General features: G+C 53.6%; 17 protein-coding genes. 13 read left to right on the top strand and 4 right to left on the bottom strand.

Annotation, left to right across the window (positions count from 1 at the left end; translation table 11 throughout):
- The first annotated feature begins 69 nt into the window (after window positions 1-69).
- From GTGU_RS05305 to GTGU_RS05285, 5 genes are all read left to right on the top strand, one after another.
- A complete protein-coding gene (locus GTGU_RS05305; RefSeq protein ID WP_038154717.1) occupies window positions 70-3,645 on the top strand; it encodes a DNA translocase FtsK 4TM domain-containing protein in 3,576 nt (1,191 codons plus the stop codon).
- 106 nt (window positions 3,646-3,751) lie between these two features.
- Window positions 3,752-4,363 (top strand): outer membrane lipoprotein periplasmic chaperone LolA, encoded by a 612-nt coding sequence (gene lolA, locus GTGU_RS05300; protein ID WP_038154716.1) that lies wholly within the window; start codon window positions 3,752-3,754, stop codon window positions 4,361-4,363.
- Window positions 4,364-4,371: 8 nt separating this feature from the next.
- The gene (rarA, locus tag GTGU_RS05295; protein ID WP_038154714.1) at window positions 4,372-5,715 is read left to right on the top strand and encodes a replication-associated recombination protein RarA; all 1,344 of its coding nucleotides are present in this window, start codon (window positions 4,372-4,374) and stop codon (window positions 5,713-5,715) included.
- A 91-nt stretch (window positions 5,716-5,806) separates the two neighbouring features.
- Window positions 5,807-7,099, top strand: a complete 1,293-nt coding sequence (serS, locus tag GTGU_RS05290; protein ID WP_038154712.1) for a serine--tRNA ligase — start codon at window positions 5,807-5,809, stop codon at window positions 7,097-7,099.
- A 287-nt stretch (window positions 7,100-7,386) separates the two neighbouring features.
- A complete protein-coding gene (locus GTGU_RS05285; protein WP_038154711.1) occupies window positions 7,387-8,535 on the top strand; it encodes an MFS transporter in 1,149 nt (382 codons plus the stop codon).
- Between the two features lie 46 nt (window positions 8,536-8,581).
- Here the strand turns inward: GTGU_RS05285 and pflA are convergent, their stop codons facing one another.
- From pflA to ycaO, 4 genes are all read right to left on the bottom strand, one after another.
- Entirely contained in the window at window positions 8,582-9,322 is a 741-nt protein-coding gene (gene pflA / locus GTGU_RS05280; RefSeq protein WP_038154709.1) for a pyruvate formate lyase 1-activating protein, read from the bottom strand.
- Between the two features lie 203 nt (window positions 9,323-9,525).
- A complete protein-coding gene (pflB, locus tag GTGU_RS05275) occupies window positions 9,526-11,808 on the bottom strand; it encodes a formate C-acetyltransferase (protein ID WP_038154707.1) in 2,283 nt (760 codons plus the stop codon).
- Between the two features lie 51 nt (window positions 11,809-11,859).
- A complete protein-coding gene (gene focA / locus GTGU_RS05270; protein WP_038154705.1) occupies window positions 11,860-12,720 on the bottom strand; it encodes a formate transporter FocA in 861 nt (286 codons plus the stop codon).
- Between the two features lie 397 nt (window positions 12,721-13,117).
- Window positions 13,118-14,884: a 30S ribosomal protein S12 methylthiotransferase accessory factor YcaO gene (gene ycaO, locus GTGU_RS05265; protein ID WP_038154703.1), complete on the bottom strand. Its 1,767-nt coding sequence runs from the start codon at window positions 14,882-14,884 to the stop codon at window positions 13,118-13,120.
- Window positions 14,885-15,020: 136 nt separating this feature from the next.
- Between ycaO and GTGU_RS05260 the strand changes: the two genes are divergently transcribed.
- From GTGU_RS05260 to GTGU_RS05225, 8 genes are all read left to right on the top strand, one after another.
- On the top strand, window positions 15,021-15,713 hold the full coding sequence (locus GTGU_RS05260; RefSeq protein ID WP_038154701.1) for a YetF domain-containing protein: 693 nt from the start codon (window positions 15,021-15,023) through the stop codon (window positions 15,711-15,713).
- 162 nt (window positions 15,714-15,875) lie between these two features.
- Complete coding sequence (serC, locus tag GTGU_RS05255; RefSeq protein ID WP_038154699.1) at window positions 15,876-16,961, top strand: 3-phosphoserine/phosphohydroxythreonine transaminase; 1,086 nt, start codon at window positions 15,876-15,878, stop codon at window positions 16,959-16,961.
- 71 nt (window positions 16,962-17,032) lie between these two features.
- Window positions 17,033-18,319, top strand: a complete 1,287-nt coding sequence (aroA, locus tag GTGU_RS05250) for a 3-phosphoshikimate 1-carboxyvinyltransferase (RefSeq protein WP_038154697.1) — start codon at window positions 17,033-17,035, stop codon at window positions 18,317-18,319.
- A 143-nt stretch (window positions 18,320-18,462) separates the two neighbouring features.
- The gene (gene loiP, locus GTGU_RS05245) at window positions 18,463-19,221 is read left to right on the top strand and encodes a metalloprotease LoiP (RefSeq protein ID WP_038154695.1); all 759 of its coding nucleotides are present in this window, start codon (window positions 18,463-18,465) and stop codon (window positions 19,219-19,221) included.
- 174 nt (window positions 19,222-19,395) lie between these two features.
- Window positions 19,396-20,082: a (d)CMP kinase gene (gene cmk / locus GTGU_RS05240; RefSeq protein ID WP_038154693.1), complete on the top strand. Its 687-nt coding sequence runs from the start codon at window positions 19,396-19,398 to the stop codon at window positions 20,080-20,082.
- Between the two features lie 121 nt (window positions 20,083-20,203).
- Window positions 20,204-21,877 carry a 30S ribosomal protein S1 gene (rpsA, locus tag GTGU_RS05235; RefSeq protein WP_038154692.1) on the top strand — a complete coding sequence of 558 codons (1,674 nt, stop codon included), beginning with the start codon at window positions 20,204-20,206 and terminating at the stop codon, window positions 21,875-21,877.
- Window positions 21,878-22,029: 152 nt separating this feature from the next.
- Window positions 22,030-22,317, top strand: coding sequence for an integration host factor subunit beta (gene ihfB / locus GTGU_RS05230; RefSeq protein ID WP_038154689.1), 288 nt, complete (start codon window positions 22,030-22,032; stop codon window positions 22,315-22,317).
- 205 nt (window positions 22,318-22,522) lie between these two features.
- Window positions 22,523-24,787: a ComEC family protein gene (locus GTGU_RS05225; protein WP_038154688.1), complete on the top strand. Its 2,265-nt coding sequence runs from the start codon at window positions 22,523-22,525 to the stop codon at window positions 24,785-24,787.
- Window positions 24,788-24,813 lie beyond the last annotated feature (26 nt).

The raw sequence follows: 24,813 nt of genomic DNA, 5'->3' as shown, positions 1-24,813 counted from the left end.
CGGGGAGACCCGGCGCTGTTGTCCGTTTTAGCATCGGGCAGGAAAAGCCTGAAACCTGGAGAGCCTTTCTTGAGCCAGGAATACACTGAAGACAAAGAAGTCAGATTGACAAGATTAAGCAGCGGGCGCCGACTTCTGGAGGCGTTACTGATCCTGTGTTCCCTTTTTGCCGTCTGGCTGATGGCAGCGTTACTCAGTTTTAACCCCTCAGATCCCAGCTGGTCGCAAACCGCCTGGCATGAGCCTATTCATAATCTCGGCGGTGCGCCTGGTGCATGGCTTGCGGATACACTGTTCTTTATTTTTGGCGTGATGGCCTACACCATTCCGGTGATTATCATCGGTGGTTGCTGGTTTGCTTACCGGCATCGCGCTAACGAAGATTATATTGATTACTTCGCGGTTTCACTGCGTCTGATTGGCGTACTGGCGCTAATCTTAACTTCCTGTGGTCTGGCGGCGATTAACGCCGACGACATCTGGTATTTTGCTTCTGGTGGCGTGATCGGTAGCCTGCTCAGCACCGCGCTGCAACCGATGCTGCACAGCAGTGGCGGTACTATTGCGCTTCTGTGCATCTGGGCTGCGGGGCTGACACTCTTCACTGGCTGGTCCTGGGTCAGTATTGCCGAAAAAATTGGCAGCTGGGTGCTGAACATTCTGACCTTCGCCAGCAACCGTACCCGTCGTGATGATACGTGGGTCGATGACGACGAGTATGAAAATGATTATGAAGACGACGAGGAGCAACTATCGCCTCGCCGTGATTCCCGCCGGGCGCGTATCCTGCGCGGCGCATTAGCCCGTCGCAAACGTCTGGCGGACAAGTTCGCCAACCCGGTGGGGCGCAAAACCGACGAAGCGCTCTTCTCCGGTAAACGGATGGACGACGATGAAGACGATATCCAGTACAGTGCGCGCGGCGTCGCCGCTGACGCTGACGACGTGCTGTTCTCCGGTACCAGTGCGGTGCGTCCGTCGGATTACGATCCGTATGATCCCCTGCTGAACGGTCATTCGCTGACAGAACCGGTCGCCGCGGCGGCTGCCGCAACGACGGCAGCGCAGTCCTGGGCTGCGCCAGTTGAGCCAGTAGTACAAACACCCCCGCCTGAAAGCGCAGAACCAGTCGACACTACACCAGCCGTGGAATGGCAGCAGGTGCCTGGTCCGCAAACGGCGGAACCGACCATTGCTCCGGCGCCGGACAGCTGGCCGCCGCAGCCTCATGCGCCACATCCTGAAGAATATACGTATGAGCCGGAACAGCCGGAATGGCAGTCAGATGCCGTGCCGGAGCCGGAAGAAGAGATCAAACCGCAGCGTCCGCCGCTTTATTACTTCGAAGAAGTGGAAGAAAAGCGCGCCCGCGAACGAGAACAACTGGCGGCATGGTATCAGCCAACGCCTGAGCCTGCTAAGCCGGCTTCTGCCCCTGTGCCTTCCTCGCCGCCAGTGATTGATCCTGCGTCAGCCATGACGCCTGCCGCCGCCAGCGTGAAAGAGGCGACCGGAACAGCCGCTGCCGCAGCGTCCGTCGCCGCCCCAATTTTCAGCCTGGCAAGCGATGCGCCGCGTCCGCAGGTGAAAGAGGGCATTGGCCCACAGTTGCCGCGACCGAATCGTGTACGCCTTCCTACGCGTCGGGAACGCGCCTCTTACGGCATTAAGCTGCCATCGCAACGAATGGCAGAAGAAAAAGCACGCCAGGCGGAGCGTTATCAGCCTTATGCCGATAGCGACATGACTGACGATGAAGCAGATGCGCAACAACAGGAAGAGCTGGCGCGTCAGTTTGCTGCTTCGCAGCAGCAGCGTTACCGCAGTGAAGAACCGCAACACTATGCGCAGCCGCATGAAGCGTATGATGAAGACGCAGAAGCCGAAGCCGAACTGGCTCGTCAGTTCGCGGCGACACAGCAAGCGCGTTATGGCGGATCTGCACTGGATGATTTCGACTTCTCGCCGATGAAAACCCTGGTGGATGATACGCCGAGCGAGCCGCTGTTTATGCCGAGTCCGATGCAGGAAGCGCCTGCCGCAGCAGCACCACACACGCAGCAGCAACATGCTCAGCCGGTACAATCACAACCACCGGTGCAGGAAAGCCTGCTTCATCCGTTGTTGATGCGTAACGGCGACAGCCGCCCGCTGCAAAAACCGACCACACCACTGCCGTCACTGGATCTTCTCACGCCTCCGCCGACGGAAGTTGAGCCGGTCGACACCTTCGCGCTGGAGCAAATGGCGCGTCTGGTTGAAGCACGTCTGGCCGATTTCCGCATTAAAGCGGATGTGGTGAACTACTCGCCAGGTCCAGTGATCACCCGTTTTGAACTGAATCTCGCACCAGGCGTCAAAGCCGCGCGTATCTCGAACCTGTCGCGCGATCTGGCGCGTTCGCTCTCCACCGTCGCCGTACGCGTGGTGGAAGTTATTCCTGGTAAACCCTACGTCGGCCTTGAACTGCCGAACAAGAAACGTCACACCGTTTATCTGCGCGAAGTGCTGGACTGCGCGAAATTCCGCGAAAACCCGTCACCATTGACAGTGGTGCTGGGGAAAGATATCGCGGGCGATCCAGTCATTGCTGATCTGGCGAAAATGCCGCACCTGCTGGTGGCCGGTACCACTGGTTCCGGTAAGTCGGTCGGTGTGAACGCCATGATCCTGAGCATGCTCTACAAAGCGCAGCCGGAAGATGTGCGTTTCATCATGATCGACCCGAAAATGCTGGAACTTTCCGTGTACGAAGGCATCCCGCATCTGCTGACGGAAGTGGTTACCGACATGAAAGACGCCGCCAACGCCTTGCGCTGGAGCGTTAACGAGATGGAACGCCGCTATAAACTGATGTCGGCGCTCGGCGTGCGCAATCTGGCGGGTTACAACGACAAGATTGCAGAGGCGGCGCGCATGGGCCGTCCGATTCCGGATCCGTACTGGAAGCCGGGCGACAGTATGGACGCCACCCATCCGGTGCTGGAAAAACTGCCGTATATCGTGGTGCTGGTTGATGAATTTGCCGATCTGATGATGACGGTTGGCAAGAAAGTCGAAGAGCTGATTGCGCGTCTGGCGCAGAAAGCGCGTGCTGCGGGTATCCACCTGGTGCTGGCAACGCAGCGTCCGTCGGTGGATGTCATCACCGGTCTGATTAAAGCTAACATTCCGACGCGTATCGCCTTTACCGTGTCGAGCAAAATCGACTCCCGCACCATTCTCGACCAGGGCGGTGCCGAATCGCTGCTGGGCATGGGGGATATGCTCTATTCAGGCCCGAATTCAACCACGCCGGTACGTGTTCACGGTGCCTTCGTGCGCGATCAGGAAGTCCATGCCGTGGTGCAGGACTGGAAAGCGCGCGGTCGTCCGCAGTACGTTGATGGCATTACTTCCGATACCGAAAACGAAGGCGGCGGAGGTGGTTTTGATGGCGGCGAAGAGCTGGATCCGCTGTTTGACCAGGCGGTGAATTTCGTCACCGAAAAACGTAAAGCGTCTATTTCCGGCGTACAGCGTCAGTTCCGCATCGGCTATAACCGTGCCGCCCGCATCATCGAGCAGATGGAAGCGCAGGGGATCGTCAGCGAACAGGGCCATAACGGCAACCGTGAAGTGCTGGCTCCACCTCCCTTCGAATGATTGCAAAGATGAGTAAATAAGTCATAAATCAGTATTTTCTTCTGTCACCCTGTGGGGCATTAGCCTGTAATGGTGGCAGAAGCATGACGTACACTAAGGATGAATAATGAAAAAACTCGCTATTACCTGTGCCTTACTTTCAGGTCTGGTTGCCAGCAGCGTATGGGCGGATGCCGCCAGCGATCTCAAGAGCCGTCTGGATAAAGTCAGCAGTTTCCATGCCAGCTTCACACAGAAAGTGACCGATGGCAGCGGCAATGCGGTGCAGGAAGGTCAGGGTGATTTATGGGTAAAACGGCCGAATCTGTTCAACTGGCATATGACGCAGCCAGACGAGAGCATTCTGGTTTCTGATGGCAAAACGCTGTGGTTCTACAACCCGTTTGTGGAACAGGCGACCGCGACCTGGCTGAAAGACGCCACCAGCAATACGCCATTCATGCTGATTGCCCGTAACCAGTCCAGCGACTGGCAGCAGTACAACATTAAACAAAATGGCGATGACTTCCTGCTGACGCCAAAAGGCAACAGCGGTAATCTGAAGGAATTTACTATCAACGTCAGTCGTGATGGCACCATCCATCAGTTCAGTGCTGTCGAGCAGGATGACCAGCGCAGTAGCTATCAGCTGAAATCTCAGCAGAACAGCGTGACTGACGCGTCTAAATTTACTTTCACCCCGCCGCAGGGCGTGACGGTAGACGATCAGCGTAAGTAGAGGCGAGTGTGAGCAACCTGTCACTCGATTTTTCCGATAATGCGTTTCAACCTCTGGCCGCCCGCATGCGGCCAGAAAATTTAGCGCAGTATATTGGTCAGCAGCACTTGCTGGCCCCGGGTAAACCGTTGCCACGAGCCATTGAAGCAGGGCATCTGCATTCAATGATTCTCTGGGGACCGCCTGGAACCGGAAAAACGACGCTGGCAGAAGTGATTGCCCGCTATGCCAGTGCGGATGTCGAGCGCATTTCCGCCGTCACCTCCGGCGTGAAAGAGATCCGTGAAGCCATCGAACGCGCCCGGCAAAACCGTAATGCCGGCCGCCGCACCATTTTGTTCGTCGACGAAGTCCACCGTTTCAACAAGAGCCAGCAGGATGCCTTCCTTCCGCATATCGAAGACGGCACCATCACCTTCATTGGCGCGACGACCGAAAACCCCTCCTTTGAACTCAATTCAGCGCTGCTTTCGCGTGCCCGTGTCTATTTGCTGAAATCGCTGACTGTAGAGGATATTGAGCAGGTGCTCGAACAGGCGATGTCCGACAACGCCCGCGGTTATGGCGGTCAGGATATCATCCTGCCGGATGAGACTCGTCGGGCCATTGCTGAACTGGTCAATGGCGACGCACGCCGGGCGCTCAATACGCTGGAAATGATGGCCGACATGGCCGAAGCGGATGACGCCGGAAAACGTGTGCTCAAGCAGACACTGCTGACGGAAATCGCTGGTGAGCGCAGCGCACGCTTTGATAACAAAGGCGACCGTTTCTACGATTTGATTTCGGCACTGCATAAATCGGTACGCGGCAGCGCACCGGATGCCGCCCTCTACTGGTATGCCCGGATTATTACCGCGGGCGGCGATCCGCTGTATGTTGCGCGTCGCTGTCTGGCGATTGCCTCGGAAGATGTCGGTAATGCCGACCCACGAGCAATGCAGGTGGCGCTCGCCGCCTGGGACTGCTTCACCCGCGTCGGCCCGGCAGAAGGGGAGCGCGCTATCGCTCAGGCGATTGTCTATCTTGCCTGTGCGCCAAAAAGTAACGCCGTGTATACCGCTTTTAAAGCGGCGATGTCAGATGCCCGCGAGCGCCCGGATTACGATGTGCCAGTGCATCTGCGTAATGCGCCAACCAAACTGATGAAAGAGATGGGCTACGGGCAGGAGTATCGTTATGCTCATGACGAGCCCAATGCGTATGCTGCCGGTGAGGAGTATTTTCCGCAGGAAATGGCACAAACGCGCTACTATCAGCCGACAAACAGAGGTCTTGAAGGGAAGATTGGCGAAAAGCTCGCCTGGCTTGCCGGACAGGATCAAAATAGCCCTATAAAACGCTACCGCTAAGCCTGGCGTTGCGGTAATGTTGTCACTTATATCTGTGGCCGCAGGCTGCGGTCTTTTTCTCCTCTTTCAATTCGATAAGCACAGGATAAGCATGCTCGATCCCAATCTGCTGCGTAATGAGCCAGACGCAGTCGCTGAAAAACTGGCACGCCGGGGCTTTAAGCTGGATGTAGATAAGCTGCGCGCTCTTGAAGAGCGTCGTAAAGTTCTGCAGGTACAAACTGAAAATCTGCAGGCTGAGCGTAACTCGCGATCGAAATCCATCGGCCAGGCAAAAGCGCGCGGGGAAGACATTGAGCCATTACGTCTGGAAGTCAACAAACTGGGTGAAGAGCTTGATCAGGCGAAATCCGAACTGGACGTTCTCCAGGCAGAAATTCGCGATATCGCGCTGGCCATCCCGAACATTCCTGACGACAGCGTACCAGTGGGTAAAGACGAAAATGACAACGTTGAAGTCAGCCGCTGGGGCACGCCGCGCCAGTTTGATTTCGACGTGCGCGATCACGTCACGCTGGGCGAAATGCACAGTGGTCTCGATTTTGCGGCAGCCGTGAAACTCACTGGTTCCCGTTTTGTAGTAATGAAAGGGCAGATTGCCCGTATGCACCGCGCGCTGTCTCAGTTCATGCTGGATCTGCATACCGAACAGCATGGTTATAGCGAAAACTATGTGCCGTATCTGGTTAACCACGATACGCTGTATGGTACCGGCCAGTTGCCAAAATTTGCCGGTGACCTCTTCCATACGCGTCCTCTGGAAGAAGAAGCAGACAGCAGCAACTATGCGCTGATCCCGACGGCGGAAGTGCCGCTGACCAACCTCGTCCGCGACGAAATCATCGATGAAGACGATCTGCCGATCAAAATGACCGCGCACACGCCGTGCTTCCGCTCTGAAGCAGGTTCATACGGTCGCGATACCCGTGGCCTGATCCGTATGCATCAGTTCGACAAAGTTGAAATGGTGCAGATTGTTCGCCCTGAAGATTCAATGGCCGCGCTTGAAGAGATGACCGGTCATGCAGAGAAAGTGCTGCAACTGCTCGGTCTGCCGTATCGCAAGATCATTCTGTGCACTGGCGACATGGGCTTTGGTGCCGCCAAAACCTACGATCTCGAAGTGTGGGTGCCGGCGCAGAACACCTATCGTGAAATTTCGTCCTGCTCTAACGTCTGGGATTTCCAGGCGCGTCGCATGCAGGCGCGTTGCCGCAGTAAATCTGACAAGAAAACCCGACTGGTGCATACACTGAACGGTTCGGGTCTGGCGGTAGGGCGCACGCTGGTAGCGGTGATGGAAAACTACCAGCAGGCGGATGGCCGCATTGAAGTGCCGGAAGTGTTACGTCCATACATGAACGGTTTGCAGTACATCGGTTAAACCCGGTTTCTGACTCTGAAAAACGCCAGCGTCCTGTGATGCTGGCGTTTTTGTCTGTATTTCTTTCCATGAAATTTTTCGACTGTTCTTTTTCGCACTTTTTCCTGATTAACCAGGAAAAACAATGGAATAAGCGGAAGAATAATTCCCTCCTCGCATTATTGAATAAGAAAGATCAATCGATGCCCTGAAAACCGCGTCATTGCTGAATTCTGGTGGATTGACAACGTTTACAGCAATGGCATGATGCGCACGAAATATGAATTAGCTCACGGTTTTTTGTATCCATGACCACCTATTCCCGGCCAGTGCTGTTATTGCTCTGTGGCCTGCTGTTGTTGACGCTGGCGATCGCAGTATTAAATACGCTCGTTCCGCTCTGGCTCGCTCATGAAAATCTTCCTACCTGGCAGGTGGGAATGGTGGGCTCATCCTATTTTACCGGTAATCTGGTCGGCACCTTGCTGACGGGACGATTGATCCAGCGCATGGGGTTCAACCGTAGCTACTATCTCGCCTCGCTGATTTTTGCTGTTGGATGCGTCGGACTGGGTTTCATGGTCGGTTTCTGGAGCTGGATGAGCTGGCGGTTCATCGCCGGTGTCGGTTGCGCCATGATCTGGGTCGTCGTTGAAAGCGCGCTGATGAGCAGCGGGACGTCACGCAACCGTGGTCGTCTGCTGGCAGCGTATATGATGGTCTATTACGTGGGTACCGCGCTGGGTCAACTGATGGTCAGCAAGCTGCCGACGGATCTGATGAGTGCTCTGCCCTGGGCGGCGGCGCTGACACTGGCGGGCATTCTCCCGCTGTTGTTTACCCGTATTGTGAATCAACAACAAGAACAGCATGAAGCCAGCCATGTCTGGTCGATGTTCAAACTGCGCGGTGCGCGTCTGGGTGTCAATGGCTGCGTGATTTCCGGTATTGTGCTGGGGTCACTGTATGGCCTGATGCCGTTGTGGCTGAACCACAAAGGGGTCAGCGATTCGGGTATTGGCTTCTGGATGGCGGTCATGGTCAGTGCGGGCATCGTCGGCCAGTGGCCGGTAGGGCGTCTTGCCGATCGTTATGGCCGTTTGCTGGTGCTGCGGGTGCAGGTTTTTGTTGTTATTATTGGTTGCGCCGCGATGCTCAGTCAGGCAGCGATGGCGCCCGCGCTGTTTATCCTGGGGGCTGCAGGCTTTACGCTTTACCCGGTGGCGATGGCCTGGGCCTGTGAAAAAGTGCAGCATCACCAGTTGGTCGCGATGAACCAGGCGCTGTTGCTGAGCTACACCATCGGCAGTCTTCTGGGGCCGACTTTCACGGCGATGCTGATGCAGAACTACTCCGATAATCTGCTGTTCATCATGATTGCCGGTGTGTCGTTTATCTATCTACTGATGCTGCTGCGCAAAGTGGAGCATCACCCGACGCCAGTGGCGCATGCCTGATATAAAAAAGCCCCGGAGGACGGGGCTTTTTGCTGCTCTGATAGTGTCAGTACATCACTTTGTGACCATACTGCTCCAGGATGCCCTTAACGCGCTCCATGGTCTCTTTCTTCGGTGGTTTGACACCATCCAGCTTATACTCTTCACCCATCGCCACCCATTTGTGTTTACCCAGTTCGTGATACGGCAGCAGTTCGATTTTTTCGACGTTGCCCATGTCACGGGTAAATTCACCGAGTCGATGGGCGGAGTCGTCGTCATCTGACCAGCCCGGCACGACCACGTAGCGGATCCAGGTATTTATCCCTTTGGCGGAAATGTATTTCGCGAAATCGAGCGTACGATGGTTGGATACCCCCACCAGATTCTGGTGGATCTCATCATTCATCTGTTTGAGGTCAAGCATTACAAGATCGGTCACTTCCAGTAGTTCATCAATGACCGGATCGTAACGGCGCACAAAGCCGTTGGTGTCGAGGCAGGTATGGATGCCTTCTTTTTTACAGGCACGGAACCAGTCACGCACGAATTCGGCCTGCAAAATGGCTTCACCGCCAGATGCTGTTACGCCGCCGCCGGAGGCATTCATAAAGTGGCGATAGGTTACCACCTCTTTCATCAATTCATCGACGGTGATTTCTTTACCGCCATGGGTATCCCAGGTATCGCGATTGTGACAATAGAGGCAGCGCATCAGGCAGCCCTGAAAGAAGGTGATAAAGCGGATGCCGGGGCCATCAACAGTGCCACAGGATTCGAAGGAGTGAATGCGACCAGTTACTGACATTGCGGTGTTTTCTCCAGATGTGGCCCATCCAGGGCCAGTGTATTCACAGCTCAAAACCGGCTGTGTTAAGTCTGTTTTGACAGATACCCATAGTATAGATGGCTGGCAAAGCAGGCTGGGGCAGGAGAGAGTTGTTAAAAAGGCCCCACTTGCGTGGAGCCTTTATTGTACTCTTTTTAAAACCTGTTTTCAGTCAAAACCGATTACATGGTCTGAGTGAAGGTACGAGTGATAACGTCCTGCTGCTGTTCTTTCGTCAGGGAGTTAAAACGTACTGCGTAACCAGATACACGAATGGTCAGCTGCGGATATTTTTCCGGGTGTTCCATCGCATCAAGCAGCATTTCACGGTTCATGACGTTCACGTTCAGGTGCTGACCACCTTCGATGGACGCTTCGTGATGGAAGTAACCATCCATCAGACCAGCCAGGTTGGTTTTACGAACGTCGTCATCTTTACCCAGTGCGTTCGGAACGATAGAGAAGGTGTAAGAAATACCATCTTTAGCGTAAGCGAACGGCAGTTTTGCAACAGAGGTCAGAGAGGCAACCGCACCTTTCTGATCACGGCCGTGCATCGGGTTAGCACCCGGTCCGAACGGAGCGCCAGCGCGGCGGCCATCCGGGGTGTTACCGGTTTTCTTACCATACACAACGTTAGAGGTAATGGTCAGAACAGACTGCGTCGGAATAGCGTTGCGGTAGGTATGCAGTTTCTGAATTTTCTTCATGAAACGTTCTACCAGGTCAACCGCCAGGTCATCCACGCGAGCATCGTTGTTACCAAACTGCGGGTATTCGCCTTCGATAGCGAAGTCGATAGCCAGACCGTCTTCGTCACGAATCGGTTTAACTTTCGCATATTTGATAGCAGACAGGGAGTCAGCCGCTACAGACAGACCGGCGATACCACACGCCATGGTGCGGATAACGTCACGGTCGTGCAGTGCCATCAGAGAGGCTTCGTAGCTGTACTTGTCATGCATGTAGTGAATGATGTTCAGCGCAGTGACGTACTGTTTAGCCAGCCAGTCCATGAAGTGATCCATGCGTTCCATCACTTCGTCGAAGTTCAGGACATCACCTTTGATCGGTTCAGATTTCGGACCAACCTGCATTTTCAGTTTTTCATCAACGCCGCCGTTGATAGCGTACAGCATGGTTTTCGCGAGGTTTGCGCGCGCACCGAAGAACTGCATTTGCTTACCAACGATCATCGGGCTTACGCAGCATGCGATAGCGTAGTCGTCGTTGTTGAAGTCCGGACGCATCAGGTCATCGTTCTCATACTGCAGAGAAGAGGTATCGATGGACACTTTTGCGGCGAATTTTTTGAAGTTTAGCGGCAGTTTTTCAGACCACAGAACAGTGATGTTCGGCTCCGGAGACGGCCCCATGGTGTACAGGGTGTTCAGGAAACGGAAGCTGTTTTTGGTGACCAGCGTACGGCCGTCAACGCCCATACCGCCGATAGATTCAGTTGCCCAAATCGGGTCGCCGGAGAACAGTTCATCATATTCAGGAGTACGCAGGAAACGAACCATACGCAGTTTCATGACCAGGTGGTCAATCATTTCCTGAGCGTCTTTTTCAGTGATTTTGCCTGCTTTCAGGTCACGTTCAATGAACACGTCCAGGAAGGTAGACACGCGGCCAAAGGACATTGCCGCACCGTTCTGAGACTTAACGGCAGCCAGGTAGCCGAAGTAAGTCCACTGGATAGCTTCCTGAGCGTTGGTCGCTGGTGCAGAGATATCGCAGCCGTATTTCGCTGCCATTTCTTTGATCTGGCCCAGCGCACGGTGCTGTTCAGCAATTTCTTCACGCAGACGGATAGTCGCTTCCAGATTTTCACCGCTTTCCAGTTCGTCCTGCAGAGACAGGAACTGTGCGTATTTGTCTTTCATCAGGAAGTCGATGCCGTACAGCGCGATACGACGATAGTCACCGATGATACGGCCACGACCGTAAGCATCCGGCAGACCAGTCAGAACACCGGATTTACGGCAGTTCAGGATGTCTTTGGTATAAACATCGAATACACCCTGGTTATGGGTTTTGCGGTATTCGGTGAAGATTTTTTTCAGCATCGGGTCCAGTTCGCGGTTGTACGCTTTGCAGGAACCTTCAACCATTTTGATACCACCGAACGGGATGATTGCACGTTTCAGTGGAGCTTCAGTTTGCAGACCAACAATTTTCTCCAGCGCTTTGTTGATGTAACCCGCGTCGTGAGAAGTAATGGTGGAAGCAACAGAGGTGTCAAAATCAACTGGCGCGTGAGTGCGGTTTTCCAGTTTAACGCCTTCCATCACGCTGTCCCACAGTTTAGTGGTCGCGTCGGTGGCACCGGCCAGGAAGGATTCATCACCTTCATATGGGGTGTAGTTTTTCTGGATAAAGTCACGGACGTTAACGGCATTCTGCCATTCACCTTTCGCGAAACCTTCCCACGCAGTGGCTAACTTTTCATTAAGCTCGGACATGTAACACCTACCTTCTTAAGTGGATTTTTTATTTACTGCCTGAGAAAACCATCAGCAATGATGATCGTCACCACGCAGGTAAATGACCCAGTATGTCAACCCGACTAACAAACCCCCGCCAATAATGTTACCGATAGTCACCGGAATCAGGTTATCAGTGATGAAGTTTATAACAGTCAGGTGAGAAAAACTGTCAGGAGTTGAACCGATGGCGGTCCAGAACTCCGGGCTTCCAAAGTGTTTGATCACGATAGCCATCGGGATCATAAACATATTTGCAATGCTGTGCTCGAAACCGCTGGCAACAAACATCGCCACGGGCAATACCATAATCATGGCTTTATCCATCAGGCTGCGACCGGAATAGCTCATCCAGACCGCGAGGCAAACCATCAGGTTGGCCAGGATACCCAGGCAAACGGCTTCAATAAAAGTATGGTGCATTTTGTGGTCGGCGGTTTGCAGAACGTTGAGTCCCCAGCCGCCATTGGCGACCATATATTCACCGGACAACCACATCAACAGAACAAAGAGCAGGCAGCCAATCAGATTACCAACATAAACGTTGAGCCAGTTGAGTGCCAGTTGGCCCCAGGTGATCTTTCCGCTTGCTTTTGCAACAACGATAAGCACCGTTGAGGTGAAGAGATCAGCGCCGCAGATGACGCAAAGAATCAGGCCGAGTGAAAAGCAAATACCCCCAATCAGTTTGGCCATGCCAAAGGGCATCGTGGCGGTGCCAGTCGTCGCGGTGATATAAAAGACAAACGCAATGGAGATGAATACGCCCGCAGTAATTGCCAGATAAAGGGTTTTCAGCGGATGTTTGGTGGCTTTATAGACACCTGCTTCTTCAGCGACTTTCGCCATTGCTGCAGGAAGTAATAGATCAAAAGGGTTGTCAGCTTTCACACTAACTCTCTCTTTATTAAGTCGGCGACGAGATACTAACAAAGCATTATAGAAGAGAATTTGATGTAGATCATATCTCGCCTGGCTTATAGGCCCGTAAAACGCATGGATTTCCAGCAAATACGGCGTAACTGTTTGATTATCCAAAGAAAAATAAATTTTAAAAATTACAAATAGAGTTGAATTTTTCTTCACCTCCTTGCTGAAACGGTTAATTAAAATGCGGTAAATTTCATTTTATTTAACAATAAAGACGATGCGATAAAAATATATTTCACCCGCATTTAACTTTATTATCACATTTATAATAATAAGCCTGAAAATAAAAATGGGGCCTTTAACCAGGCCCCGTAATATATAGCAGAGAAATCGCTACGCCTACCAATAACGCATCTTTTTAATGCTCTTTAGCCCACCAGGCAGCTTTGGCACGCTGAAGTTTCTCATAGGCATGCAGCAATGTCTGATGTGCCGGGAAGGCATGCAGATCGCCATCAACCGGCTGTAAACCATAGAAGGGAGCTTCGCCACTCAACGCTGCGCTGGCCGCTTCTACCGCATCTGCGCCATACATCCGTACAAAGGCATTCAGGTACTGCAGCGGCTGACGTTCTTCTTCCTGTGCCAGCAACAGCAGGGTTTGCAGGCAACGGTAGTAATTCGCCCGTTCAGGGCTAAAGATGGAGGCGTTGAATTCCATCGTCCACTCAGTCCAGATCAGCGCCTGTTCCAGGTCGCCGCCTGCCAGTGCCAGCATTGCTTTCAGCTCGCCGATGCGCAGCGTGTACCAGCCGTTGTCTTTACCAGTCGCCAGACCGAGCAGTTCACGAACGCGAGTGAAGTCGTCGTGACCTTCTTCATCAAGTTGTTCAATCAACGCCAGGTATTCTTCTTTTTCCCACTCACTGCCAGGCAGTGCCAGCAGGGTTTCACGCAGATGACTGCCCATATTGTTGTTCGCCAGCCACAGATCTTCTGCCGGATAGATATCAGACATGCCTGGCACCAGAATGCGGCAGGCATAAACGCCCAGATGTTCGTAATCAGCGATATACACGTCTTTATCTTCGGCCTGGAAAATAGCCATCAGCGTGGCGAACTCTTCCTGTGTTGTACCCGAGAAGTTCCAGTCAACGAACGGGTAGTCGGCATCCTGTTTAAACATATCCCAGGAGATCAGACCGCTGGAATCGATGAAGTGTGTTTCCAGGTTGGCGTGTTCCGCGACTTCTTCATCATCAAAGGTTGGCGGCGTGAAGACGTCGAGATCTTTCAGGCTGCGGCCCTGCAGCAGTTCAGTGACAGTACGTTCCAGTGCAACACCAAAATCCGGATGTGCGCCAAACGAGGCGAAACAAGTACCGTTTGCCGGGTTGAACAGTACGACGCAGATAACCGGGTATTTGCCACCCAGCGAGCCATCATAAGCAAAGATCGGGAATCCTTCCGCTTCCAGTTTATTGATGGCTTCCACCACACCCGGATAGCGTGCCATCACCTCTTTGGGGATTTCCGGCAGGCTGATGCTTTCCGCAATAATTCGGTTTTTGATATGGCGTTCGAAAACTTCAGACAACCCCTGAACTCGTGCTTCATCGGCGGTATTTCCTGCGGACATACCGTTAGAGACGTACAGATTACCGACAATATTCATCGGGATATAAATCGTCTGCTTATCGGACTGGCGGGTGAACGGCAGGGCGCAGATGCCGCGCGCGTCGTTACCCGACTGCAGATCAACCAGCATGCTGGCCGTCAACTGATTATCCGGATCGTAAAAGGCGCGCAGACGCGGGTCCAGCAGACCTTCCGGCACCTCATCATCGTCGGTCAACGGGAACCATTTTTCGTTGGGGTAATGAACGAAAGGCCCGTTGGCAAGGGTTTCGCCCAGCCAGAAGTCGGCAAAGAAATAGTTAGTTGAAAGACGTTCGAAGTATTCACCGAGCGCGGATGCGAGTGCGGCTTTTTTCGTCGCCCCTTTGCCGTTGGTGAAACACAGGGCGCATTCTTTGTCACGAATGTGCACAGACCAGACGTGCGGTACCGGATTCAGCCACGAGGCCTCTTCGATATCAAAGCCCAGATCGAGCAGTTTTTGCTGAAAGCGAGCGATGGAATCTTCCAGCGCGGCATCTTTGCCGGGAATAAATGTTTGAGTCATGGCGATCACTTAGTTCGTACGTAAAGCGCGCAATGATACGGGTTTTGCCTGACAGGCGCTATCTTCGCGGCGCTGCCGACGAAAATAAACAACCAGGCTACGCTTAACAGCAATTACAGACGGAACGAGGAAAAAAATGAAAGCATTTGACTGGCAACGCATGGCGCTGGACAAAGTGCCGTTCGACTTTTTGTGGGAAGTGGCATTACGCAGTGTCTACACCTTCGTACTGGTATTTATCTTCCTCAAGATCACCGGTCGACGCGGCGTGCGCCAGATGTCGCTTTTTGAGGTGCTGATCATCCTGACACTGGGGTCGGCGGCGGGGGATGTGGCGTTTTATGACGATGTCCCGATGCTGCCAGTGCTGGTGGTGTTTGTCTCTCTGGCACTGCTGTACCGGTTGGTGATGTGGCTGATGTCGCGCAGCGAAAAACTGGAGGATTTACTCGAAGGGAAACCGGTGGTGGTCATTGAAAACGGACAACTGGCGTGGGAAAAACTGAACGCTGAAAATTTAACCGAATTTGAGTTCTTCATGGAACTGCGGCTGCGTGGTGTCGAGCAACTGGGGCAGGTTCGCCTGGCGATCATGGAAACCAACGGCCAGGTCAGTGTTTATTACTACCCTGACGATGAGGTAAAAAAAGGACTGACGATTCTGCCGGAACACTGCAATGAGAGGTTTACCGTCATGCCCGAACAAAATGACTACGCCTGTGTACGTTGCAGCGCTGTACGGAAAATGGCGGCAGGCGACAGGCTGGTATGCCCTCGCTGCGGGCACCCGGAATGGTCGAAGGCGAGTAAAGCTGTTCGGGTGACCTGATAGCCATTTTGTCGGTTTTTTACTGCCGGGCTGGTCGATCCTGTTGTGTGAAGCCGTCCACATTTCCCCTGTGGCCGTTATTAGCCATTGCGGCGCGTGTCACTGAATGATAAAACCGATATCCACAGGATTTTTTATGGCAAATTAGCGTGGTGAGGGGAAATGAGTCAGGTCTACAATTTTAGTTCTGGTCCGGCAATGTTACCGGCCGAGGTACTTAAACAGGCGCAACAGGAACTGTGTGACTGGCAAGGTTTAGGTACCTCGGTGATGGAAGTCAGCCATCGCGGAAAAGAATTTATTCAGGTCGCGGAAGAGGCAGAAAAGGATTTTCGCGATCTGCTGAACATCCCCTCCAGTTATAAAGTTTTGTTCTGTCACGGTGGCGGTCGCGGGCAGTTTGCCGGTATTCCGCTGAACCTGCTGGGTGACAAAACCACCGCGGACTACGTTGATGCAGGCTACTGGGCGGCCAGTGCCGTCAAAGAAGCGAGGAAATACTGCACACCGAATGTCATTGATGCCAAAGTGACAGTCGATGGCCTGCGCGCTGTAAAGCCAATGCGCGAATGGCAACTCAGCGATGACGCTGCCTATCTGCATTATTGCCCTAACGAAACCATTGATGGCATCGCCATTCATGAAACGCCGGATTTCGGCGACGCCATCGTCACGGCGGATTTCTCTTCTTCTATTCTGTCTCATCCGCTGGATGTGAGCCGCTATGGCGCCATCTATGCGGGGGCGCAGAAAAACATCGGCCCGGCAGGGCTGACACTGGTGATCGTTCGCGAAGATTTGCTCGGTAAATCGCAGACTGCCTGCCCGTCGATTCTCGACTACACCGTGCTCAGCGACAACGACTCGATGTTCAACACGCCGCCGACTTTTGCCTGGTATCTGGCAGGTCTGGTATTTAAATGGCTGAAAAAGCAGGGCGGCGTCGCGGCCATGAACAGCATCAACCAGCAAAAAGCGGAACTGCTGTACAGCATCATTGATCGCAGTGATTTTTACCGTAATGACGTTTCACCCGCTAACCGTTCGCGCATGAACATCCCGTTCCAGCTCGCAGACAGTTCGCTCGACAAACTGTTCCTTGAGGAGTCGTTTGCCGCAGGACTTCATGCTCTGAAAGGTCACCGTGTTGTGGGCGGTATGCGTGCCTCAATTTATAACGCGATGCCGCTGGAAGGCGTAAAAGCGCTGACCGACTTCATGCAGGATTTCGAACGTCGTCGCGGTTAACCTGACTGCCTTTTCACCCCCGTAGCTTCGCTGCGGGGTTTTTATTGACCTGTTTTTGAGAGTTGAGTTTCATGGAATCCCTGACGTTACAACCCATCGCGCGGGTGGATGGCACCATCAATCTGCCTGGTTCGAAGAGTGTTTCGAATCGCGCCTTGCTGCTGGCTGCATTAGCCAATGGCACTACCGTGCTGACCAATTTGCTGGACAGCGACGACGTGCGCCACATGCTGAATGCGCTGAGTGCGCTGGGAGTTCATTACACGCTTTCTGCTGACCGAACCCGCTGCGAAGTAACCGGTAACGGCGGGCCGCTGCAAACTGATCACGCGCTGGAACTCTTTCTCGGCAATGCCGGAACGGCGATGCGCCCGCTGGCAGCCGCGCTGTGTCTGGGGCGCCACGATGCGGTGGTGCTGACCGGTGAACCGCGCATGAAAGAACGCCCGATTGGTCATCTGGTTGATGCACTTCGCCAGGGCGGGGCAGGGATTGACTATCTCGAACAAGAAAATTACCCGCCGTTGCGCCTGCGCGGGGGCTTTACTGGCGGTAACGTTGAGGTTGACGGTAGCGTTTCCAGCCAGTTTTTGACGGCATTGCTGATGGCCGCGCCGCTGGCACCGCAGGACACAACCATCACTATTAAAGGCGATCTGGTCTCGAAACCGTACATCGATATCACACTGCACCTGATGAAAACCTTCGGTGTGGAGGTTGAAAACCAGAACTATCAGCGCTTTGTTGTGCGCGGTGCGCAGCATTATCAGTCTCCGGGCGCGTATCTGGTGGAGGGCGATGCGTCCTCGGCATCTTATTTCCTCGCCGCCGCCGCCATCAAAGGCGGAACAGTCAAAGTCACCGGCATTGGCCGCAACAGCGTGCAGGGCGACATCCGTTTTGCCGACGTTCTGGAAAAAATGGGCGCGACCATTACCTGGGGCGATGATTTCATCCTCTGTACCCGGGGCGAACTGAATGCCATTGATATGGACATGAACCATATCCCGGATGCGGCAATGACCATCGCTACCACGGCACTGTTTGCCAACGGTACGACAACGCTGCGCAACATCTATAACTGGCGCGTGAAGGAAACGGATCGTCTGTATGCGATGGCAACGGAGCTGCGCAAGGTGGGGGCCGAAGTGGAAGAGGGCGAAGATTATATTCGCGTGACGCCGCCGGTTGAACTGACTTTCGCCGAGATTGCGACCTATAACGATCATCGCATGGCAATGTGTTTCTCGCTGGTGGCGTTGTCCGATACGCCGGTCACTATTCTCGATCCAAAATGTACCGCGAAAACCTTCCCTGACTATTTCGACCAGCTGGCGCGCATCAGTACGCTGGCGTAATCACGTCATTAGCGCCGACCGATGGGTCGGCGTTTTCATGTCTGCTTCTGAACTTTTTCACTTCTCCGTCGGGTGTTATCTTTATCACTGATTCAACTTGTTGATTTATATGTTTTAATTATGGTTATCAGTGGATGATATATATGAAGAATACAAAACTCGCACTGGCGCTCACGTTCGGCGCCGTCCTGCTGGCAGGGTGCAAAAATGGCGTCAACGGTGATCTGATTGCCAGCTCAGGTATGTCTGCCTATAACGCGATGACGCTGTCAGATGCAGACGTTAAATCGCTCAGCAACAGCAGCTGCAAACAGATGGACAGCGAAAACCAACTGGCGGGCGCTTCCAGCAAATATTCGAAACGACTGAAAAAAATCGCCAAAGCGCTGGGCAATAACATCGACGGCACCGCGGTCAACTACAAGGTCTATATGACCCGCGACATTAACGCCTGGGCCATGGCTAACGGCTGCGTGCGCGTCTATTCTGGCCTGATGGATATGATGACCGACAACGAAATCGAAGGGGTACTCGGTCACGAACTGGGTCACGTTTCGTTAGGGCATTCCCGTAAAGCGATGCAAACAGCGTATGCCACACTCGCCGCCCGTGATGCAGTCTCCGCCACCAGCGGCGTGGCGGCACAGCTTTCGCAATCGCAGCTGGGCGATTTAGCGGAAGGCGTGATTAATTCAGCTTTTTCCCGTAGCCAGGAATCCGATGCCGATGACTTCTCTTATGATCTGCTGAAAAAACGCGGCATTAAGCGCGAAGGGTTAGTCAGCGCCTTCGATAAATTCGCGACCATGGATGCCGGACGCGCTAAATCCCTGATGGATTCTCATCCCACCTCTGCTGATCGCGCGCAGCATATTCGCGATCGCATTGCCGAAGATAAATAAAAGTAAAACTCGTCATCTTTTGGGCTGACGCGGCGTCAGCCCACTATACTTGCTTAATTCTCATACAATTCGCTACCGGTTGTCTGCATTTTGCATGCAGTAGTAACGGTCTGGTGCTTTGGCGAGTATAATGCGCGGCGTTTATGTAACTATGCCTTGCTGAAGGAGAAAAAGATGACGGCAATTGCCCCGGTAATCACCATTGATGGGCCAAGCGGTGCAGGTAAAGGAACCTTGTGCAAGGCAATGGCGGAAGCATTGCAGTGGCATCTGTTAGATTCAGGCGCGATATACCGCGTGCTGGCACTGGCGGCATTACATCATCATGTGGACGTGGCATCAGAAGAAGCGTTGGTCCCGCTGGCGGCGCACCTGGATGTCCGGTTTGTCTCAACTGACGGCACTCTGGAAGTGATCCTCGAAGGTGAAGATGTCAGTGGTGAAATTCGGACACAGGAAGTGGCAAACGCCGCGTCGCAGGTGGCTGCGTTCCCCCGTGTACGTGAGGCGTTGCTGCGTCGTCAGCGCGCGTTTCGCGAAGCCCCGGGTCTGATTGCTGATGGTCGGGATATGGGAACCGTCGTTTTCCCTGATGCGCCAGTGAAAATTTTCCTTGACGCGTCATCGGAAGAGCGGGCGCACCGCCGTATGCTGCAGTTGCAGGAGAAGGGCTTTAGTGTTAACTTTGAGCGCCTTTTGGCAGAGATAAAGGAACGTGATGACCGTGACCGCAACCGTGCGGTGGCGCCTCTGGTTCCTGCGGCCGATGCTTTAGTGCTGGATTCCACACGATTAAGCATTGAGCAAGTGATTGAAAAAGCGTTACAATACGCGCGCCAAAAACTGGCCTCCGCCGAATAACCGGCGAGACGCCTCAGAATTCTTGCAGTACCCCCGCAGCAATGGAATGTTAGCGGGTATGTGAAACAACCCCATCCGGCATGAAGCCAGGTGGACGTTAATATTAACCTGAAGATTAAACATGACTGAATCTTTTGCTCAACTTTTTGAAGAATCCTTAAAAGAAATCGAAACCCGCCCGGGTTCTATCGTTCGCGGCGTTGTTGTTGCTATCGATAAAGATGTCGTACTGGTTGATGCCGGTCTGAAATCTGAATCCGCCATCCCGGCAGAGCAGTTCAAAAACGCCCAGGGCGAGCTGGAAATCCAGGTCGGTGACGAAGTTGACGTTGCTCTGGATGCAGTAGAAGACGGCTTCGGTGAAACTCTGCTGTCCCGTGAGAAAGCGAAACGTCACGAAGCCTGGATCACGCTGGAAAAAGCTTACGAAGACGCTGAAACTGTTACCGGTGTTATCAACGGCAAAGTTAAGGGTGGCTTCACTGTTGAGCTGAACGGTATTCGCGCGTTCCTGCCGGGCTCCCTGGTAGACGTACGTCCGGTCCGTGATACCCTGCACCTGGAAGGCAAAGAGCTTGAATTCAAAGTGATCAAGCTGGACCAGAAACGCAACAACGTTGTTGTTTCTCGCCGTGCGGTTATCGAATCTGAAAACAGCGCAGAGCGCGATCAACTGCTGGAAAACCTGCAGGAAGGCATGGAAGTTAAAGGTATCGTTAAGAACCTCACTGACTACGGTGCATTCGTTGATCTGGGTGGCGTTGACGGCCTGCTGCACATCACTGACATGGCCTGGAAACGCGTTAAGCATCCGAGCGAAATCGTGAATGTGGGCGACGAAATCACTGTTAAAGTGCTGAAGTTCGACCGCGAGCGTACCCGTGTTTCCCTCGGCCTGAAACAGCTGGGCGAAGATCCGTGGGTAGCTATCGCTAAGCGTTACCCGGAAGGTACCAAACTGACTGGTCGTGTGACCAACCTGACCGACTACGGCTGCTTCGTTGAAATCGAAGAAGGCGTTGAAGGCCTGGTTCACGTTTCCGAAATGGACTGGACCAACAAAAACATCCACCCGTCCAAAGTTGTTAACGTTGGCGATGTTGTGGAAGTCATGGTTCTGGACATCGACGAAGAACGTCGTCGTATCTCCCTGGGTCTGAAGCAGTGCAAATCTAACCCGTGGCAGCAGTTCGCGGAAACCCACAATAAGGGCGACCGTGTTGAAGGTAAAATCAAGTCTATCACTGACTTCGGTATCTTCATCGGCCTGGACGGCGGCATCGACGGCCTGGTTCACCTGTCTGACATCTCCTGGAACGTTGCAGGCGAAGAAGCAGTTCGTGAATACAAAAAAGGCGACGAAATCGCTGCTGTTGTTCTGCAGGTTGACGCAGAGCGTGAGCGTATCTCCCTGGGCGTTAAGCAGCTGGCAGAAGATCCGTTCAACAACTGGGTTGCACTGAACAAGAAAGGCGCCATCGTAAACGGTAAAGTGACTGCAGTTGACGCGAAAGGCGCAACCGTAGAACTGGCCGACGGCGTTGAAGGTTACCTGCGTGCTTCTGAAGCTTCCCGTGACCGCGTTGAAGATGCGACCCTCGTGCTGAACGTGGGCGACGACGTTGAAGCTAAGTTCACCGGTGTTGACCGTAAGAACCGCGCAATCAGCCTGTCTGTCCGTGCGAAAGACGAAGCTGACGAGAAAGATGCTATTGCTTCTGTTAACAACAAACAGGAAGAAGGCAACTTCTCTAACGCAATGGCTGAAGCTTTCAAAGCAGCTAAAGGCGAGTAAGTTACTCTGAAACTTCGGGCGTAACCGCCTGAAGTCTAATGAGTAGACTTGACAGATTGCAGGTTTCGTCCTGTAATCAACAACAAAGGGCGGCTACGGCCGCCCTTGTTTAAGCTGATAGCCAACTTTCCTGAAAGGAAACCGGAGGAATCATGACCAAGTCAGAGCTCATCGAAAGACTTGCAAGCCAGCAATCTCACATTCCTGCGAAAGCGGTTGAAGATGCTGTGAAAGAGATGCTGGAACACATGGCTACGACCCTGGCCCAGGGTGAGCGCATTGAAATCCGCGGTTTTGGCAGCTTCTCTTTACACTATCGTGCACCACGCACCGGGCGTAACCCTAAAACAGGTGATAAAGTCGATCTGGAAGGTAAATATGTTCCACACTTTAAACCGGGTAAAGAATTACGCGACCGCGCCAATATTTACAGCAGCTGAGTTAAGTGTTAACCCGGCTGGAAAAAGCACCTTTGGGTGCTTTTTTTATTGCCGCCTCCCGGTGTACTGGAATCCTTCTCGCAAAATCGTTGTGGTGTTAATGCAACGCCTCCATCTCCTTACAGTGCTCGCCGCATTGGCGAAAACCACATCCTGACACCCATTCCCGTTCTGCGTCACACTCGTGAAAAACAGAGGAGTGCTGATGCGTTTACCACAAGTCGCCTGGTGTGTTGTTTCCGGGATCTTACCGCTGGTCGTATTGCCCCGGTTACCGGATTTACTGTTGATAAAGGGCATCGTTGTTCTGGCTGTCTTGTTGTTCTTTCTTCGCACGACAGGGGTGAGGCCCGTCGCACTGACGCTACTGTTCTTCTGTTGGGGATGCCTGGCGGCACACCAGACGCTATGGCCAGTTAATGCCCTGACCGGAAAAAATCAGCAGGCAGACGTCATCCTCACTGCTACTGACGGGCAAACCACGCATCACGGCAAAATTATCCGCCTGAACGGTAAGCGGCAATTCCCGGCTATCGCCGTCTCGTTCTATGGCAACTACTTGCCGCAACCCGCCTGTCCGGGGCAACGCTGGAGTATGACTATCCGCATGCGGCCCGTCCATGGGCAACTCAATGAAGGTGGGTTCGACAGCCAGCGTACGGCACTTGCCCGGCATACGGCGATCTCTGGTCGTTTCCTGTCAGCGACGGCGTTGAGCGCATCATGTAGCTGGCGCGCTCGTTACCTGGCGTCGTTAACGGCAAGTCTTGCGGATCTCCCGTGGCAGCCCGTTATTCTGGCGCTCGGTGCCGGCGAGCGACTGGCGCTTCCGGCGGAGGTGAAACGCCTGCTACAACAGACCGGCACGTCGCATCTGATGGCTATTTCTGGTTTACATATCGCGCTGGTCGCTTCGCTGGGCTGGCTGCTGGTTCGCGCCTTGCAGTTTTTTCTGCCGTGCCGCTACATCAACTGGCGAGCGCCGTTGCTGGCGGGGTTCGGCTGCGCACTCGGTTATGCCCTGTTTAGCGGGTTACAGCCTCCAGCGCTACGCACTATCGCCGCGCTGGCGATCCTCTACGGTTTACGCCTGCGTGGACGGCACTGGTCACCGTGGTCGATCTGGAGTTGCTGTATTGCCGCGATACTTTTTGCGGATCCGCTGGCTGTTCTTTCACAGAGTTTATGGCTGTCTGCTTTCGCAGTCGCTACGCTCATTTTCTGGTATCAGTGGGTGCCATTCTCTGCTCATATGCTACCCCCCTGGAGCAGGTGGATGGCGGGACTGTTGCATTTGCAACTGGGGTTAATGCTGTTGCTAATGCCATTGCAGGTGGCATTATTCCACGGCATCAGTTTAAGCTCGATAGTGGCGAATCTGGTGGCGGTGCCTGTCGTCACCTTTGCCGTTGTGCCACTGATTCTTGTCGGCATGGCATTGCACATCATCGGGCCTGTCGTTGCCGAAACGGGTATCTGGTTTCTGGCGGATCGCGTGCTGGCGCTGCTGTTTGGCTTTCTTGCTCGTATACCTGATGGCTGGCTGGATCTCGATGCAAGGTGGCTGCCCGTCACCCTGTCGCCGTGGCCCGGCTTAGTGATGTGGAAACTTCGTGGCTGGAAATCTGCGCCTGCATTGTGCCTGACCACGATTATTGTGCTGACGTATCCACTCTGGCCGCATAAAAAAACGGATGAATGGCGAGTGACGATGCTGGACGTCGGGCAGGGACTGGCGATGGTGATCGACCGTCATAATAAAGCCATTCTGTATGACACCGGGCTGGCGTGGCCGGGAGGCGACAGCGGTCAACAGCTCATCATTCCCTGGCTTCGCTGGCATCACCTTCAACCGGAAGGGATTATCCTCAGCCATGAACATCTTGATCATCGCGGCGGACTGGATTCACTGACCCGGGCCTGGCCGCATGCGTGGATCCGCAGTCCGCTGGGGTGGGGCGGTCATCAGTCCTGTTTTCGCGGTGACCGCTGGCAATGGGAAGGGCTGACGTTCCGCGTGCTATGGCCGCTACCGGGAACACAAACGCAGGGGAACAACCGCTCCTGTGTTGTCAGGGTGGACGATGGTAAATACAGTGTTTTACTGACCGGAGATATTGAATTATCAGCCGAATTTTCTATGCTCAGCCATTACTGGCAGCATCTTACGTCTACACTTATTCAGGTGCCTCATCATGGCAGCAGTACCTCGTCAGGCATGGCATTGTTGCAGCGAGTTAGCGGGCAGGCGGCGCTGGCTTCGGCTTCCCGGTATAACGCCTGGCGATTACCATCAGAAAAAATAGTGAAGCGTTACCGCCAGCAGGGTTATCAATGGTTCGATACGCCTCATCAGGGGCAGCTATCTGTGCTGTTTCAGCGCGACAACTGGCAAATCCGTAGCTTACGAGATCAAATTTTACCTCGCTGGTATCATCAGTGGTTTGGCGTGTCTCGTGATAACGGGTAGAATATGCGGCTATTTCAACATAAGCT

It is taken from the genome of Trabulsiella guamensis ATCC 49490, assembly GCF_000734965.1.
Taxonomy (GTDB): Bacteria; Pseudomonadota; Gammaproteobacteria; order Enterobacterales; family Enterobacteriaceae; genus Trabulsiella; species Trabulsiella guamensis.
The sequence above is the reverse complement of the archived record's forward strand: the minus strand, read 5'-3'. Positions and strand labels throughout refer to the sequence as shown.

Coding starts and splice junctions, on each gene's coding strand:
- lolA (WP_038154716.1), top strand. CDS start 3,752: ATGAAAAAACTCGCTATTACCTGTGCCTTACTTTCAGGTCTGGTTGCC.
- serS (WP_038154712.1), top strand. CDS start 5,807: ATGCTCGATCCCAATCTGCTGCGTAATGAGCCAGACGCAGTCGCTGAA.
- GTGU_RS05285 (WP_038154711.1), top strand. CDS start 7,387: ATGACCACCTATTCCCGGCCAGTGCTGTTATTGCTCTGTGGCCTGCTG.
- pflA (WP_038154709.1), bottom strand. CDS start 9,322: ATGTCAGTAACTGGTCGCATTCACTCCTTCGAATCCTGTGGCACTGTT.
- pflB (WP_038154707.1), bottom strand. CDS start 11,808: ATGTCCGAGCTTAATGAAAAGTTAGCCACTGCGTGGGAAGGTTTCGCG.
- ycaO (WP_038154703.1), bottom strand. CDS start 14,884: ATGACTCAAACATTTATTCCCGGCAAAGATGCCGCGCTGGAAGATTCC.
- GTGU_RS05260 (WP_038154701.1), top strand. CDS start 15,021: ATGAAAGCATTTGACTGGCAACGCATGGCGCTGGACAAAGTGCCGTTC.
- serC (WP_038154699.1), top strand. CDS start 15,876: ATGAGTCAGGTCTACAATTTTAGTTCTGGTCCGGCAATGTTACCGGCC.
- aroA (WP_038154697.1), top strand. CDS start 17,033: ATGGAATCCCTGACGTTACAACCCATCGCGCGGGTGGATGGCACCATC.
- loiP (WP_038154695.1), top strand. CDS start 18,463: ATGAAGAATACAAAACTCGCACTGGCGCTCACGTTCGGCGCCGTCCTG.
- cmk (WP_038154693.1), top strand. CDS start 19,396: ATGACGGCAATTGCCCCGGTAATCACCATTGATGGGCCAAGCGGTGCA.
- rpsA (WP_038154692.1), top strand. CDS start 20,204: ATGACTGAATCTTTTGCTCAACTTTTTGAAGAATCCTTAAAAGAAATC.
- ihfB (WP_038154689.1), top strand. CDS start 22,030: ATGACCAAGTCAGAGCTCATCGAAAGACTTGCAAGCCAGCAATCTCAC.
- GTGU_RS05225 (WP_038154688.1), top strand. CDS start 22,523: ATGCGTTTACCACAAGTCGCCTGGTGTGTTGTTTCCGGGATCTTACCG.